The sequence below is a fragment of the Actinacidiphila glaucinigra genome, from assembly GCF_900188405.1.
GTDB classification, from domain to species: domain Bacteria; phylum Actinomycetota; class Actinomycetes; order Streptomycetales; family Streptomycetaceae; genus Actinacidiphila; species Actinacidiphila glaucinigra.
On the sequence record NZ_FZOF01000008.1, the window covers coordinates 405136 to 420791 of the forward strand.

Annotated in this window: 12 protein-coding genes; 9 read left to right on the top strand and 3 right to left on the bottom strand. The window is 72.6% G+C overall.

Annotated elements, in window-relative coordinates:
• Window positions 1-36 precede the first annotated feature (36 nt).
• From CHF15_RS20010 to CHF15_RS20050, 9 genes are all read left to right on the top strand, one after another.
• Window positions 37-603 carry an RNA polymerase sigma factor gene (locus CHF15_RS20010; RefSeq protein ID WP_089225190.1) on the top strand — a complete coding sequence of 189 codons (567 nt, stop codon included), beginning with the start codon at window positions 37-39 and terminating at the stop codon, window positions 601-603.
• Window positions 597-1445, top strand: a complete 849-nt coding sequence (locus CHF15_RS20015; protein WP_089225191.1) for a zf-HC2 domain-containing protein — start codon at window positions 597-599, stop codon at window positions 1443-1445. Before CHF15_RS20010 ends, CHF15_RS20015 begins: the two co-directional genes overlap by 7 nt.
• Window positions 1442-2227, top strand: a complete 786-nt coding sequence (locus CHF15_RS20020) for an ABC transporter ATP-binding protein (RefSeq protein WP_179279875.1) — start codon at window positions 1442-1444, stop codon at window positions 2225-2227. Before CHF15_RS20015 ends, CHF15_RS20020 begins: the two co-directional genes overlap by 4 nt.
• Window positions 2224-3540 carry a hypothetical protein gene (locus tag CHF15_RS20025; RefSeq protein ID WP_089225192.1) on the top strand — a complete coding sequence of 439 codons (1317 nt, stop codon included), beginning with the start codon at window positions 2224-2226 and terminating at the stop codon, window positions 3538-3540. The genes CHF15_RS20020 and CHF15_RS20025 overlap by 4 nt, the downstream gene beginning before the upstream one ends.
• A gap of 32 nt (window positions 3541-3572) precedes the next feature.
• Window positions 3573-4184, top strand: a complete 612-nt coding sequence (locus tag CHF15_RS20030) for a hypothetical protein (RefSeq protein WP_089225193.1) — start codon at window positions 3573-3575, stop codon at window positions 4182-4184.
• Window positions 4185-4225: 41 nt separating this feature from the next.
• Window positions 4226-4909 carry a spermidine synthase family protein gene (locus CHF15_RS20035; protein WP_089225194.1) on the top strand — a complete coding sequence of 228 codons (684 nt, stop codon included), beginning with the start codon at window positions 4226-4228 and terminating at the stop codon, window positions 4907-4909.
• 61 nt (window positions 4910-4970) lie between these two features.
• Window positions 4971-5717: a response regulator transcription factor gene (locus tag CHF15_RS20040; protein WP_089225195.1), complete on the top strand. Its 747-nt coding sequence runs from the start codon at window positions 4971-4973 to the stop codon at window positions 5715-5717.
• Window positions 5714-6811: a HAMP domain-containing sensor histidine kinase gene (locus CHF15_RS20045; RefSeq protein WP_089225196.1), complete on the top strand. Its 1098-nt coding sequence runs from the start codon at window positions 5714-5716 to the stop codon at window positions 6809-6811. The genes CHF15_RS20040 and CHF15_RS20045 overlap by 4 nt, the downstream gene beginning before the upstream one ends.
• 204 nt (window positions 6812-7015) lie before the next feature.
• Window positions 7016-10858, top strand: coding sequence for a multifunctional oxoglutarate decarboxylase/oxoglutarate dehydrogenase thiamine pyrophosphate-binding subunit/dihydrolipoyllysine-residue succinyltransferase subunit (locus tag CHF15_RS20050; RefSeq protein ID WP_089225197.1), 3843 nt, complete (start codon window positions 7016-7018; stop codon window positions 10856-10858).
• Between the two features lie 72 nt (window positions 10859-10930).
• Here the strand turns inward: CHF15_RS20050 and fxsT are convergent, their stop codons facing one another.
• From fxsT to CHF15_RS20065, 3 genes are all read right to left on the bottom strand, one after another.
• Window positions 10931-13915 carry an FxSxx-COOH system tetratricopeptide repeat protein gene (gene fxsT / locus CHF15_RS20055; protein WP_089225198.1) on the bottom strand — a complete coding sequence of 995 codons (2985 nt, stop codon included), beginning with the start codon at window positions 13913-13915 and terminating at the stop codon, window positions 10931-10933.
• Between the two features lie 84 nt (window positions 13916-13999).
• A complete protein-coding gene (locus tag CHF15_RS20060; protein WP_410169653.1) occupies window positions 14000-15178 on the bottom strand; it encodes an FxsB family cyclophane-forming radical SAM/SPASM peptide maturase in 1179 nt (392 codons plus the stop codon).
• Window positions 15179-15382: 204 nt separating this feature from the next.
• Window positions 15383-15595, bottom strand: coding sequence for a hypothetical protein (locus CHF15_RS20065; RefSeq protein ID WP_143681596.1), 213 nt, complete (start codon window positions 15593-15595; stop codon window positions 15383-15385).
• Window positions 15596-15656: the final 61 nt, after the last annotated feature.

Here is a 15656-nt window from a genome sequence, read left to right on the forward strand (position 1 = left end):
CGGCGGCGATAGAGGGGTGTGAGACTCTTCCGACCCATGAGCCACGAGCCCCCCGGGGACGACGCGCTTCTGCGCGCGGTCGCCCGGGGCGACTCCCAGGCCCTCGCGGATCTGTACGACCGCCATTCCGGGTGGCTGCACGCCCGGCTCACCCGGCGCTGCTCGGACCCCGAGACCGTCCGCGAGGTTCTCCAGGACACCTTCGTCACGGCCTGGCGCTCGGCGGACGGCCACGGCGGCGGCGCGGTCGGCGGCTGGCTGTGGGTGATCGCCGTCCGGCGGCTGGCGGACGCCCGTCGCGCCGCCGCGCGGGCCGGCAGCCGCGACCTGCTCGCCGCGCGGGCACCCGGCACCGCCCCCTCGGCCGAGGAGGACGTCCTCGCCGGGCTGGAGTACGGCGACGTAGGCGCCGCGCTCGACCGGATCTCCCCCGAACTGCGGGCCGTGCTGCGGGCCACCGTGGTCGACGGCCTCACCACGCGGGAGACCGCACACCTGCTCGGGATACCCGAGGGAACCGTCAAGACCCGGGCCTCGCGGGCGCGTCGCGAACTGCGCGCCGCCCTCGTCGCCCTCGGCCCCGCTGGAGGAGCCGCATGCTGAACCGCCGACCCACCCCCGCACCCCGGCGGGCCGAGCGGACCGTCCGGCACGTGCCGGACGACACGGCCGCCGCCTACGCCGACGGCACGCTCGCCGACTCCGCCGCGTGGTCGGTGGACACGCACCTGGATTCCTGCACGGCCTGCGCCATCCGGATCTCCGCGCTGGTCAGGACGGGCGGCGCCGGCCCCCTCCTGGCCGGCGTCCGCGAGGCCGTGCTGGAGGCGGCCGCGGCCGGCCCGCGGGCCGGGCGGACCCTTCCCTGGCGGGCGGCCCTGCAGTCCGCGCGCGTGCTGCGGCCCGCCTGGGTCGGATCCGTACTGCTGACGCTCGCCGTCGCCGTGGCCCTGTCCCGGCTCGGCGGGGCGCCGGAGGGACGCCCCTGGCTGCTGGCGCTCGCCCCGGTGCTGCCGCCGGTGGGTGTGGCGCTCGCCTACGGCAGGTACGGGGACCCGGCCCACGAACTGGCCGCGTCGACGCCGTCCGGCGGGCTGCGGCTGCTGCTGACGCGCACCGGGCTCGTCCTGGCGGTGTGCGTGCCGCTGCTGAGCGCCGCCGGCGGCGTCCTCGCGGGAGCCGGCGCGGCCGTGGCCTGGCTGCTGCCGGGGCTCGTGCTGACCGGGGCCACCCTGGCGCTCGGCAGCTGGACCGGGTGCCATCGGGCCGCCGTCGCCGTCACGGCCGCCTGGCTGCTGGCCGTCGCCCTGTGCGGGCTTCCCGCCGTCGCCGTGCCCCTGCTGCTCTCTCCCGCGGCTCAGCCCGCCTGGGCCGCGGCGGCCGCGGCCTGCGCCTGCCTGCTGATCCTGCGCCGTACCGCCTTCGACCACCTGGAGCGCCCGTGACCACCGAGACCACCGTCCATGTGGACGGCCTGACCGTGCGGCACCGAAGGACCACCGCCCTGGACGCCCTCGACCTGCGCATCGGGCGCGGCGTCCACGGGCTGCTCGGCCCAAACGGCGCGGGGAAGACCTCGCTGATCCGGGTGCTGGCCACCGTGGCGCCGTACCGGTCCGGACGGCTGGAGCTGCTGGGCGTCGATCCGGCGGTCCCCGCGGGGCGCACCTCGGTGCGGCGGCGCCTGGGCTACCTGCCGCAGGAGTTCGGCCACTATCCCGGTTTCACGGTGCGCGAGTTCGTGGCGTACATGGCCTGGCTGAAGGAGGTGCCCAAGGCCGCGGTGCCGGAAGCCGTCGAGCGCGCGATGGAACGGGTCGGCCTCACCGGGCGCGCCGACGCGCGGATCAGGACGCTGTCCGGAGGCATGGTGCGCCGGGTCGGGATCGCCCAGGCGATCGTCAACGACCCGGAGCTGCTGCTGCTCGACGAGCCGACGGCCGGCCTCGACCCGGAGCAGCGGGTGGAGTTCCGCGCCCTGCTCAGGGAGCTGGGCACCACGTCGACCGTCCTGGTCTCCACCCATCTCGTCGAGGACGTCGCCACCGCCTGCACCGAGGTGACCCTCCTCGACGAGGGGCGCGTCGCCTTCTGCGGCACCTCGGGGGAACTGGCCGCCGCCGGTGACGACGACGCGGCCGGGGACAGCCCGACCGAACGCGGCTACACGGCGGCGCTGCGCCGCCACCGCTCCGCACGCGCCGCCTCGCCGGAGGCCGCCGTATGAGCGCCGCGGGCACCCTGGCCACCGCACCGCCGGCACCTCCCGCCGCCCCCCGGGTCCACCGCACCGAGCTGCTGCGCGGGGCCGGGGTGTGGGTGGGCGCCGTGCTGGCCGTGAGCGTGATCGTCGCCGTGCTGGCCAGGCGGTACTTCCTGTTCGACACCTGGGCGACGACCCAGGCGACGCTCCGTGGGGCGGGCCTGATCCTCGGCGGTCCGCTCGCCCTCACCGCGGGCTGCTGGCAGGGCGGCCGCGAGGGCCGGCGCGGCACCGGCGACCTGCTCGCCTCCGCCGCGCGGTCGCCGCTGCGCAGGGCGCTGACGGCGGCCCTGCCGTCGATGGCCTGGCCGGTGCTGGGCTACCTGGCGGCGACCGCCGTATGCCTGGGGGTGCTGTTGCCGTACCCGTCCTACGGGCACCCCGCCTGGCACCTGCCGGTGGTGGACGCGGTGGCGCTCGGCTCCCTGGGGGCGCTCGGCTTCGCGGCGGGGCGGGCCGTGCCCTGGCGCTTCTCGCCACCTCTGGTCGGCGTCGCCGGGTACGTCCTGCTGGGCGTCGGCGTCTCGGGGTACACCGGACCGGGCACGGCATGGCTGAGCCCCGCGAACAAGGCCTGGGGCGGGTTCGGCGACGTCCCCGTGTGGTGGGCCGGGGTCCTCTGCGTGGTCTGGACGGCCGGACTCGCCGCCGCCGCCCTGCTGGCGGGCCATGCGCGACGCAGGGCCCTCGCCGTCCTGCCGCTCCTGGCGGCGGTCGCCGCCGGGTCCGTGCTGTACGGCACCGGCGACGGCCTGCTGCGCTCCGATTCCTCCGCCACCGCGCTGGTCTGCGACCGGGGCACGCCCGCGGTGTGCGTCCGCGCCGACCACGCCGGCGCGCTGCCCGCCGTGCGGGCGGTGGTGACGCGGATCGACTCCCGGCTGGCGGGTGCGCCGGGGGCTCCCGTCCGCTACCGCGAGGGCGGCACCGGTGGTGTCATACCGCCCGGCGAGGTCCGGTTCGAGCTGTACGGCGGGGTCTTCCGCGGCCGCCTGGGCGATCCGGAGATGCTCTACCGGGACTTCGTGTTCGCGGTCACCATGCCGTTCGGCTGCGAGGGCTCTTCAAACCCGGCCGGATACCCCGCCGAGTACGCCGTCCAGGAGTGGCTGGACCTCGGCCGCCCGCTGTTCGCGGACACCGCGGCCGAGGAGCGGCACGCGGAGTCGGCGGCACGTCGCCTGCGCGCGCTGGCACCGGCCGAGCGCCGCGCCTGGCTCGGCCGCTACCTGGTCGCGGCGCGGGGCTGCGACACCAGTGGTGTCCCGGCGCCGTGATCACCAACCCCACCCGCCGAGGAGGCACGGCCATGACGCCCTCGCTCGTACCCCTTTACCTGCGCTCGCGCGGTCTGCCCGGCACCGCCGCCGCGCTGGCCGTCCTCCTCGCCGTCTCCCGCTGGGGCGCGGACCGGCTGGTCGACCGGCCGCTCTTCGACTCCGGCGCCCAGGTGCCCGTGGTCGTCCTGGTCCCGGTGCTCGCCGCCGCGGTCACCGGGCTCTCGCTGCACAGCCGCTCCGGCGAACTGGACCGCTCCGCGCCGCTGCCGTGGTGGCGGTGGCGTGGCGCGCACCTGCTCGCCCTCACCGGGCTCGCCGCGCTCTGGCTGGGCACCGCGGTGCCCGGCGACCCGGCGCACTTCGGCGCCCCGACGCTGGTCCGCGGCGTGCTCGGCTTCACCGGGCTCGCCGCGGCCGGCGCCGCGCTGTTCGGCGCCCGGCTCAGCTGGCTGCCGCCGGTGGTCTACGGCGGCACCGCCTACCTGGCGGCGCCCCGCACCCCGGGCGGGGCCGCCGCGGTGTGGGCCTGGTCGATGCAGCCGGGTGCCCAGCCGGCCGCCTGGGCCACCGCCGTCCTGCTGTTCGCCGCCGGCGCGGCCCTGGTGGCGGTCCGGGGCCCGGCCGCGGACGGGGTCCGATAACCGGTACAGCCCGGGCGACCGCGTCATTACGCTGTGTGGGCATGTACGACGAGGACGACGAACGGCCCGTGACCCTCGACCGGCGTGACGGGCCCTACGGCGAGATCGCGTTGCGGCGCAGCGGCGGACGCTACGAGATCATCGCCAACGGCACCTTCCTGATGGACACCTCCGACGGCCGCTCCGAGCGCCTGCTGGTCGACGCGGCCCTGGCCGCGCTCCCGGCGGACCGGACCGGTCTGTCGGTGCTGATCGGCGGGCTCGGGGTGGGCTTCTCCCTGGCGCGGGCGGCGGGCGAGCCGCGCTGGGCGCGGATCGCGGTGGCCGAGCGGGAGCGGGCGGTGGTCGACTGGCACCGCGCGGGCCCGCTGGGGGCCTTCTCGGAAGGGGCGCTGGAGGATCCGCGGGTCAGCGTGGTCGAGGGCGATCTGGTGGCTTACGTCCGGAACGCGGACGTGACGTACGACGCACTTTGCCTGGACATCGACAACGGCCCGGACTGGACGGTCACCGAGGGCAACGGGGGTCTGTACGGTCCGGCGGGTCTCGCGGCCTGCCGGGAGCGGCTCGAACCCGGTGGCGTACTGGCGGTATGGTCGGCGCAGCCGTCCGCCGCGTTCGACGACGCACTGGGGTCGGCGCAGTTCACGCAGGTCCGGACCATCGAGATCCCGGTGAATCGGGGCGTTCCGGATGTCGTGCACCTGGCAATCAAACCCGCATAGCCGCGGCGTCGTCCCGCCCCGTACGCTGCAGCGCAACGCAAACGACCATGGGGGACCCCACATGGACAGCACACAGCCGACGACGCTCGACGCCGCAGCGGTGGCGGCCACCCCCGGTGCGCAGCGCCGCGTGCTGGTGGTCGAGGACGACGCGACGATCGCCGACGCCATCGCGGTACGCCTGCGGGCCGAGGGCTTCCAGGTCCGCACCGCGGGCGACGGCCCCGCCGCCGTGGAGACCGCGGCCTCCTGGCAGCCCGACCTCCTCGTCCTCGACGTCATGCTCCCCGGGTACGACGGCCTGGAGGTCTGCCGTCGCGTGCAGGCCTCGCGCCCCGTCCCGGTGCTGATGCTGACCGCCCGCGACGACGAGACCGACATGCTCGTCGGGCTCGGCGTGGGCGCCGACGACTACATGACCAAGCCCTTCTCGCTGCGCGAGCTGGTGGCCCGGGTGCACGTGCTGCTGCGCCGCGTGGAGCGCGCCACCATCGCCGCCCGCGACCCGCGCGGCGCCAACATGCAGCTCGGCGACCTGGAGATCGACAACGCCCAGCGCCGGGTCCGGGTCCGGGGCGCCGACGTGCACCTCACCCCGACCGAGTTCGACCTGCTGGTCTGCCTGGCCCAGCAGCCGCGCGCGGTGCTCTCCCGGGAGCAGCTGCTCGCCGAGGTGTGGGACTGGGCGGACGCCTCCGGCACCCGCACCGTCGACAGCCACGTCAAGGCGCTGCGGCGGAAGATCGGCGCGGAACGCATCCGTACCGTGCACGGCGTCGGCTACGCGCTCGAGACGCCCACGCCGTGAGCCCCTACAGCGCGCCGCGCCCGCCGAAGCTGCGGGAACGCGTGTGGGCCGCGCTGAGGCCGTACGACCCCTTCCGGTCGATCAAGGCGGCACTGCAGTACCTGGTGCTCGCCTCGGTGCTGATCACCACCGGCCTGGTCTTCGTGGCGATGCACTCCGCGACCGAGATCCGGATCATCACCATCTTCTCGATCATCGCCTCGCTGCTGATCTCGCAGCTGGTGGCGCACGGGCTGACCGCGCCCCTGCGCGAGATGACCTCGGTCGCCAGCACCATGGCGCGCGGCGACTACAGCCGGCGGGTCACCGCGGTGCGCCGCGACGAGGTCGGCGAACTGGCCGAGACCTTCAACCGGATGGCCGCCGACCTGGAGGCCGTCGACCGGCACCGCAAGGAGCTGGTGGCGAACGTCTCACATGAGCTGCGCACCCCGATCGCGGCGCTGCGCGCGGTCCTGGAGAACGTGGTCGACGGGGTCTCCGAGGCCGACACGGAGACCATGCGCACCGCGCTGCAGCAGGCGGAGCGGCTGAGCCTGCTCGTCGCCCACCTGCTGGACCTCTCCCGCCTGGACAACGGCATCGTGCCGCTGGACGCCAAGCGCTTCGAGGTCTGGCCCTACCTGTCGGCCGTGATCAAGACGGCCGGCCTCGGACTGCAGGACGGCCAGGCGCCGGGCCGGCGGGCGCGCAAGGACGTCCACCTCCACCTGGACGTCTCACCGCCGGAGCTGACCGCGTACGCGGACGCCGAGCGGCTGCACCAGGTGGTCGCCAACCTGATCGACAACGCCGTCAAGCACAGCCCGCCCAGCGGCCGGGTCACCGTCCGCGCGCGGCGCGGCGGCGGCCCCGGCAGTCTCGACCTGGAGGTGCTCGACGAGGGCCCGGGCATACCGGAGTCCGAGCGCACCCGCGTCTTCGAGCGGTTCAACCGCGGCACCGCGGGACCGGGCGACGGCGGGACGGGGCTGGGACTGGCGATCGCGCGCTGGGCGGTGGACCTCCACGGCGGACGCATCGCGGTGGCCGAGTCCCCCCGCGGCTGCCGGATCCGCGTCACCCTCCCGGGGTCCACCACGGCGCCGGCTTGACGCTCCTGCCTGGGCAGACGTTGCCAGAGGCAACCGGACCAGTCGATTCAGCACCCCATTCCCGCCAAACTCCGCCCCGAAACCGCCTTTCCGATGTGACTTAGGCGACGACTGGGCTCCCCGCCTGCAGGAAACGCTCAGGTAGGCGTAGCCTTTATTTCCGCTGTCCATCACCTTGTGAAGCGGAAGAGGGCGGTTGCCGCCGTGTCGCCACACCCCAGTAGCTCGAGCGTCCCGACCGAAACCGATGGGCAGGGCCAGGGCCCTGCCGCGGGATTCGGGCCTAACGAGTGGCTTGTCGATGAGATCTACCAGCAGTACCTCCAGGACCCGAACTCGGTCGACCGAGCCTGGTGGGACTTCTTCGCCGATTACAAGCCGGGAGCGGATACGGGTTCCGCAGTCGCCTCGGGCCAGCCTCAGCCGGCCCCCGCAGCGCCGCCGGCCGCTCCGGCCGCACCCGTTGCCGCAGCACCGGTCGCACCGCCCGTGACGCCCGCCGCCGCGCCGGCCCCGGCCGCCCAGGCCCCGGCCCCCGCGCCGGTCGCGCCCGCCGCTCCGGCTCCGGCTCCGGCCCCGGCGAAGCCCGTCGCCGAGAAGCCCACCCCGGCGCAGCCGCAGCCGGCCGCGAAGGCCGCCCCGGCGACCGAGGCGCCCAAGGGTCCGGAGTACGTGACGCTGCGCGGTCCGTCCGCGGCCGTGGCGAAGAACATGAACGCCTCGCTGGAGCTGCCCACGGCCACGTCCGTGCGTGCCATCCCGGTGAAGCTGCTGTTCGACAACCGCATCGTCATCAACAACCACCTCAAGCGCGCCCGCGGCGGCAAGGTCTCCTTCACCCACATCATCGGCTACGCCATGGTGCAGGCACTGAAGATCATGCCCGCGATGAACTGGTCGTTCGCGGAGAAGGACGGCAAGCCGACGCTGGTCAAGCCCGACCACGTCAACCTCGGCCTCGCCATCGACCTGGTCAAGCCCAACGGCGACCGCCAGCTGGTCGTCGCGGCCATCAAGAAGGCCGAGACCCTCAACTTCTTCGAGTTCTGGCAGGCCTACGAGGACATCGTCCGCCGCGCCCGCGTCGGCAAGCTGACGATGGACGACTTCTCCGGTGTGACCGTCTCGCTGACCAACCCCGGCGGCATCGGCACCGTCCACTCGGTGCCGCGCCTGATGCCCGGCCAGTCGGTGATCCTCGGCGTCGGCTCGATGGACTACCCCGCCGAGTTCCAGGGCACCTCCCAGGACACCCTGAACAAGCTGGGCATCTCCAAGGTCATGACGCTGACCAGCACCTACGACCACCGGGTCATCCAGGGTGCCGCGTCCGGCGAGTTCCTGCGCATCATGAACCAGCTCCTGCTGGGCGAGAACAACTTCTTCGACGACATCTTCAAGGCGCTGCGCATCCCCTACGAGCCGGTCCGCTGGCTCAAGGACATCGACGCCAGCCACGACGACGACGTCACCAAGGCCGCCCGCGTCTTCGAGCTGATCCACTCCTACCGGGTCCGCGGCCACGTCATGGCCGACACCGACCCGCTGGAGTACAAGCAGCGCAAGCACCCCGACCTGGACATCACCGAGCACGGGCTCACCCTGTGGGACCTGGAGCGCGACTTCGCGGTCGGCGGCTTCGCCGCCAAGTCGCTGATGAAGCTGCGCGACATCCTCGGTGTGCTGCGCGACTCGTACTGCCGCACCGTCGGCATCGAGTTCATGCACATCCAGGACCCGCTGCAGCGCAAGTGGATCCAGGACCGCGTCGAGCGCTCGCACACCAAGCCCGAGCGCGACGAGCAGCTGCGCATCCTGCGCCGGCTGAACGCCGCCGAGGCCTTCGAGACCTTCCTGCAGACCAAGTACGTCGGCCAGAAGCGCTTCTCGCTGGAGGGCGGCGAGTCCGTCATCCCGCTGCTCGACGCCGTCATCGACGCCGCCGCCGAGTCGCGTCTGGACGAGGTCGTCATCGGCATGGCCCACCGCGGCCGCCTCAACGTGCTCGCCAACATCGTCGGCAAGTCGTACGCGCAGATCTTCCGGGAGTTCGAGGGCAACCTCGACCCGAAGTCGATGCACGGCTCCGGCGACGTGAAGTACCACCTGGGCGCCCAGGGCACCTTCACCGGCCTGGACGGCGAGCAGATCACCGTCTCGCTGGCCGCCAACCCCTCGCATCTGGAGGCGGTCGACCCGATCGTCGAGGGCATCGCCCGCGCCAAGCAGGACGTCATCGGCAAGGGCGGCACGGACTTCACCGTCATGCCGGTCGTGCTCCACGGCGACGCGGCCTTCGCCGGCCAGGGCGTCGTGGCGGAGACGCTGAACATGTCGCAGCTGCGCGGCTACCGCACCGGCGGCACCGTGCACGTGGTGATCAACAACCAGGTCGGCTTCACCGCCGCCCCGGAGTCCTCCCGCTCGTCGATGTACAGCACCGACGTCGCGCGCATGATCGAGGCGCCGATCTTCCACGTGAACGGCGACGACCCGGAGGCCGTGGTCCGCGTCGCGCGGCTCGCCTTCGAGTTCCGCCAGGCGTTCAACAAGGACGTCGTCATCGACCTCATCTGCTACCGCCGCCGCGGTCACAACGAGGCCGACAACCCGTCCTTCACCCAGCCGCTGATGTACGACCTGATCGACAAGAAGCGCTCGGTGCGCAAGCTCTACACCGAGTCCCTCATCGGTCGCGGCGACATCACCCTGGAAGAGGCCGAGCAGGTCCTGCAGGACTACCAGGGCCAGCTGGAGAAGGTCTTCACCGAGGTCCGCGAGGCGACCGCGCCGGCCGCCCCGCAGCAGGAGGAGACCGCGGCCGCCGGGCCCGAGTTCCCCGTCCCGGTGGGCACCGCGATCAGCCAGGAGACCGTGAAGCGGATCGCCGCCTCGCAGGTCAACATCCCGGAGCGGATCACCGTCCACCCGCGTCTGATGCCGCAGCTGCAGCGCCGCGCGGCCATGGTCGAGGACGACACCATCGACTGGGCCATGGGCGAGACCCTCGCCATCGGCTCCCTGCTGATGGAGGGCACCCCGGTCCGCCTCGCCGGCCAGGACTCCCGCCGCGGCACCTTCGGCCAGCGGCACGCCGTCCTGGTCGACCGGGAGACCGGCGAGGACTACACCCCGCTGCTGTACCTGTCCGAGGACCAGGCGCGCTACAACGTCTACGACTCGCTGCTCAGCGAGTACGCGGCGATGGGCTTCGAGTACGGCTACTCGCTGGCCCGCCCCGACGCGCTGGTCGCCTGGGAGGCCCAGTTCGGCGACTTCGTCAACGGCGCCCAGACCGTCGTCGACGAGTTCATCAGCTCGGCCGAGCAGAAGTGGGGCCAGACCTCCGGCGTCACCCTGCTGCTGCCGCACGGCTACGAGGGCCAGGGCCCGGACCACTCCTCGGCCCGCATCGAGCGCTTCCTGCAGCTGTGCGCGCAGAACAACATGACGGTCGCGGTCCCGACCACCCCGGCGAACTACTTCCACCTCCTGCGGTGGCAGGTCCACAACCCGCACCACAAGCCGCTCATCGTCTTCACCCCGAAGTCGATGCTGCGCCTGAAGGCGGCGACCTCGCGGACGGAGGAGTTCACCTCCGGCCAGTTCCAGCCGGTCATCGACGACCCGCACTTCGCCTCCGGAGCCGGCAGGCCCGAGGACGTCCGCAAGGTCGTCTTCTGCTCCGGCAAGGTCTACTACGACCTCGTCGCCGAGCGCGAGAAGCGCGGCGCCTTCGACACCGCCCTCATCCGCATCGAGCGTCTCTACCCGCTGCCGGGTCTGGAGATCCAGGCCGCCCTGGCCCCGTTCACCAAGGCCCAGAAGTACGTCTGGGCCCAGGACGAGCCGGCCAACCAGGGTGCCTGGCCGTTCATCGCGCTCAACCTGATCGACCACCTCGACCTGGTGCTCGGCGCCGCGCCCGACAACGCCGACCGGCTGCGTCGTGTCTCGCGTCCGTCCTCCTCGTCGCCGGCGGTCGGTTCGGCCAAGCGGCACCAGCAGGAGCAGGAGCAGCTGGTGCACGAGGTCTTCGAGCTCTGAGGCACCACTGAGCGACACCACGAGGAGGGGCCCCGCACTCGCCGAGTGCGGGGCCCCTCCGTTTGCGCGGGCTCAGATGGGCTGGGGTTCGAAGTCCCAGTAGGGGCGCTCGCGGCGGCGTACCGACATGGTGTGCGGGTGCTGGGCACCGAGCGTTTCCGACAGCTGCTGCAGCGTCTGGCGCTCCAGCTTGTTGGCCTCCTCGTTGCGGCGCAGACCCCTGAGGTCGTCCGCGAGTGCGGCCTTGCACGAGAACGTGAGCGGATGGGCTTCGCCCATGACGAGTTCGGCAGTGGCCGCCGTTGCGCGGCTGAGTTCCAGGGCGCCCTCCTCGTCACCCGCGAGGTGGCGTGCCCCCGCGGCGTTGAGGGCGCAGCCGAGTGCCCACGGGTGCTCCGCACCGACCGCCGCCACCATTCCGACCAGGGCCTTCTCGGCGATGGCCAGGGCCTCGTCCCGCTCGCCGTACTCCCACAGCACCAGGCCCGTGTTGCCGTGCGTGCCGACGGCGTAGGGGTGGTCCGCCCCGACCAGGGTCCGGTAGCGCTCGGCGACCGAGACCGACATCTCGCGGCTCTGTTCGAGGTCGCCGTGCTCCCTGGTGAAGGTGGCGAAGTCGGCCTGGAGCATCAGCGTCTCGGGATGGCGCGGGCCCTGCACCTGGGCGGACCTGGCCACGACGCTCCGCATCAGCGACTCCGCCTGCACGAGGTCGCCGTTGCGCCGCATGCACAGCGCCAGGTTGTGCTCGGCGCGCAGCGTCTCCGGGTTGTTCGCCTCCATGACCTGGCGGTGCATCCGGGCATTGAGCTCCTGGCGGGAAGCCGCCTCCGGGTACCGGCCCAGCAACCGCAGCATCCAGGCGTAGGACAGTCCCGACTGCAGCGTCTGGTGGTGCTCGGGCCGCAGGAGGCGTTCCCGTACGGCGAGGTTCTCACCGTGCACCTTGAGGGCCTCGCCGTAGCGCCCGAGGAGGCCCAGGGTGATGCCCAGGTTGCTCCGGGCCTGAATGGTACTCGGGTCCTCCTCCCCCAGCCGCCCGCCGTACTGCCGCCACACGTCGTCGTACAGCTCGTAGGCCTCGGTCAGCCGGGCCAGCGCCATGAGGCTGCCGCCGAGTCCGTTCTTGGCCCTGAGGAGGTCGGTGTCGTCGGGTTCACGGTCCGCCAGCACCTCGACGACGGCCCGCCCGACGGCCTCCGCCTCCCGGTAGCGCCCCGAGCGCCGGAGCATGTTGGCGTGCTGGTGGACGCCGAACAGCATGGTGCGGTGTGTGGCCGGCATACGGGTACGCCACCGTGCCAGCGCCTGCTCGCACAGGGCAAGGCCCGTGGTGTACTCGCCCCGCAGTTTCAGGTACTCCAGGCAGTTGAGGATGAGTTCCTGCACGGCCGGATCGGGGCTGTCCAGGGCACCGGCCGGCTTCAGATGGGGAATGAGCTCGGCGTAGCGGGACCATTCGCGGGTGTCCGAGGGCCGCCGGGGATCCGCGCTCACCAGGACACTGCACGCGGTGACCGACATGACGTCTCGTTCCTCATCGGGTAGTTCGTTGCGAAGGAATCCGTGGTACAGCCGGTGCATCTGGGCGTTCCCGACCGCGGCTTCCTGACCGGGACCGGACTGGTAGTCCAGCCGTACGGCGGTGGCCTCGGAGAGCCGGCGCAGGGCGGTGTGCCAGCCGATCGGGTCGGCGACCAGGGTGGCGAGGTGCTCGGGCAGATCTCCGGGGCGGGCGGCCTGCACCAGCCGGACCGGGATGAGGTCCGGGGAGAAGAAGGCCAGGAGCTTCAGCAGTTCGGCGGCGGCCGGGCTGCGGTCGCGGAGGGTGTTCAGCGTTATCGACCAGCTGGTCTGGAAACCCATCGGGTAGTCCGCGCCGATGCCGATGCCCAGCTGCCCCGGTTCACCGCGCCTGATGAGTTCGACGTACTCCTTGACCGGCATGGCATTGGTGTCCAGCCACGCGGCCGTCTGCGCGAGCAGCAGCGGGAGGTCCTGCACGGCCTCGGCCAGCAGATCGGCCTCGGTGGCCGTCAGCCGTGGTGCGCGCCGTCGTGCGTAGGCGACGCTCTCCTCGCGGAGGAACGGCAGGACCTCGATCTCCTGGGCCCGGCCGGAGACCGACCAGTCCCTGGTGAGGGTGGTCAGCAGGACGTGGCCGGTGCCCTCGGGGAGCAGGTCCTCGACCTGGTCCATGTAGTCGGCGCTGTCGAAGACCATCAGCCAGCGGCCGAAGGGCCGGCCGACCCGCAGGGCCTCGTGGACCGCGCGGATCCGGTCGCCGATCTCCTGGCCCACCGGGAGGTTGAGCCGCGGGGCGAGTTCGGCCAGTTGCTCGCGTGCCGTCCCGCGGAAGTTGGCGCTGATCCACCAGACGACGTCGTAGTCGTTTCCGAAGCGGTGCGCGTACTCCGCCGCGATCTGGCTCTTCCCGACGCCGGAGATGCCGTGCAGGGCGCAGCGCGCGCCCTCGGAGCCGCCGGCGGTCAGCAGGTCGTAGAGCTGCTCGAGGACCGGGTCCCGGCCGGTGAAGCGGTCGTTGCGCCGGGGGATCTTGCGGATCTCCGGCGGGTCGTGCGGGAAGCGGGGGGCCTTGGCATCGTTCTTGCCCGCCGGGAGCGGTGCGGTGGGAAGGCCCAGGCGGCGCAGGATCAGCCGCCGTGCCTCGACGGCGTCCAGGTCGCGGAGGTCGACCGGACGCAGGGCCGCGGCGGTGGTCGGCAGAGCGCGGGTCGCGACGCTTACCGCGGCGAACCGGTCGACGTTCGGCGGGACGACCTCGCGCAGGGCCTCCGTCCACTCCTCGTCCGTGCGCGGGCCGAGCCGGAAGTACCAGTTGTCCAGGAGCAGCAGTACGCGTCCGGGAGCGTCCAGGAGGTCGCCGAGCGCGCCGGCCAGCGGGGCGTCGGGGCCGGGGTCCCACCGCAGCAGCGTCGTCTGGTGACCGAGACCGACCAGTTGGTGTGAGATCCAGGTCGCCCAGGGGCGGTTGAACCCCGCGTAACTGATGGTGAAGTGCTCGCCGGGGCCAGTGGTCCGGGACTGCTCGGCCATTCGACCGTCTCCCTCCATGACGCGGTTGCGAGCGCTGACATCGGGCACCTTAGACTATCTGCCGAACCCTCAGAAATACCCAGCTCAGGGCGTGTTGGTGGAGCGACCGGGGGCATTGCGGAGGTCGCCCAGCGCCTCGTCGAGCCGGTGGGCGATGTGCCGTATGAGCTGCTCCAGATCGACGCAGTACACGGACGGGTTAAGAAAACCGTCGGCCATCCGGAATCTGTGCGCGTAGTTCCCACCCCCGCAGACATCCACCAGCGCGCAGCGGCGGCACTGCCCGGACAGGCCGGACAGTCCCAGTTGGCGGGCCGCCACGCCCGGGTGGTCGAGAGCGGCGTCGAAGGTGTGCTCGAAGACGTCCAGGCCGGTAGAGGCGGCACCCTCGTAGGCGGACTTGAGCGAGTCGACCTGTTCGATGGAGCCGTCCGTGTCGACGATCAGAGCGGCCATCGGCGACAGGCCGACGGATTCGGTGGTGCTCGGCCGCCCCAGCAGCAGCCCGATGATCTCGTGGAACAGGCGGACGGGCGGTCCGGGCCGCTCCGCCGTCCACCACAGGTCGAACACCGTGCTCAGCCATTCGCCGTAGGGCGCGGGGCCGCTGCCCTTCGGGGGCGGTGTGGTCCAGTTGGCGTGCGGGAGCAGGAGATCGAGGGACGGCGGGCGCAGTGACAGGAGCGAGGCGTACAGACCCGCGGGGTCGCTCTGCACGTCGATCGTGGTGAGGATGCCGGCGTAGACCTCGGGCCGCTCGGCGAGCAGCCGGGCCGCGCGGGCCGCCGCCGGCCAGGACGGCCGGCCCGCGTGGTCGACCCGGCGGCTGTTGAACTCCCGCGAGCCGCCGTCCAGGCTCAGCCCGACGCGGATGCCCGCGGCGCCGAGCCGGTCGAGCACGGCACCGGTGAGCAGGGTCCCGTTGGTCTGTACGACGACGCGCGGGGTGCAGGATCGGGGCAGGGCGGCACGGAGCATGTCGGCCAGACCCACCAGTGGCCCGGGGCCGCCCAGCAAGGGTTCTCCGCCGTGCATCTCGACCCTGATCTCCGCGATCGGGTGGGCCCTGACGTGTTCCGCGATCCTGGCCACCGCGGCCCGCATGGTCCGTACGGACATCCGTACGGGGCGGAGCCGCCAGGTGCTGTCGGCCCCTTCGTAGATGTAGCAGTACGTGCAGGCGAGATTGCAGCGGCTGTGGATCTTCAGGACGAACTGCCGGAACGGGACCGGTGCCACACCGGAGTCCCGTAACGCGGCCACGTCCAGGAGCAGCAGCGGCCAGGGCGCCGGGTGCGGGGCACCGTCCCCGTCCGGGAGACCGCCGGTGCCGACCACGGCGCCCCCTGACGGTGTCCACGCCGCCGGGCCCGTGCCCGACCGCCTGCCTCTTCCTTGCATGACACAACTAAGCCGTCGGACAAACACATTCGGCCGGAAGTGACGCGTTCGCTCCGCGGTCTTGCCTCAAAAGCGTTCTGTGGCCGCGCTGTCCCCGAAGTCCGCCACGGCTTCGTCCGCCGACGGCCACCGCTGCAGCAGCCCGGAGACGACGGAGGAGAGCACGGGATGGCCCGAACGGTCCGGCACCGACCCGATGTCGACGGCCGTGAAGTCGGGGAGTGGTGTTTCCCGGCTGTGCCGTTCGCTCGACGGCACGCTGGTCGGAGGACTCTGCACGGCGTTCCCCTCGTCGCGGTGTCTGCTGCTCGGACATGCCCGAACTCCCGTACCGGGAAAC

What these genes read in the sequence shown, in the direction of transcription:
- CHF15_RS20010 (WP_089225190.1), top strand. Translation starts at nt 37, where the DNA reads ATGAGCCACGAGCCCCCCGGGGACGACGCGCTTCTGCGCGCGGTCGCC.
- CHF15_RS20015 (WP_089225191.1), top strand. Translation starts at nt 597, where the DNA reads ATGCTGAACCGCCGACCCACCCCCGCACCCCGGCGGGCCGAGCGGACC.
- CHF15_RS20025 (WP_089225192.1), top strand. Translation starts at nt 2,224, where the DNA reads ATGAGCGCCGCGGGCACCCTGGCCACCGCACCGCCGGCACCTCCCGCC.
- CHF15_RS20030 (WP_089225193.1), top strand. Translation starts at nt 3,573, where the DNA reads ATGACGCCCTCGCTCGTACCCCTTTACCTGCGCTCGCGCGGTCTGCCC.
- CHF15_RS20035 (WP_089225194.1), top strand. Translation starts at nt 4,226, where the DNA reads ATGTACGACGAGGACGACGAACGGCCCGTGACCCTCGACCGGCGTGAC.
- CHF15_RS20040 (WP_089225195.1), top strand. Translation starts at nt 4,971, where the DNA reads ATGGACAGCACACAGCCGACGACGCTCGACGCCGCAGCGGTGGCGGCC.
- fxsT (WP_089225198.1), bottom strand. Translation starts at nt 13,915, where the DNA reads ATGGCCGAGCAGTCCCGGACCACTGGCCCCGGCGAGCACTTCACCATC.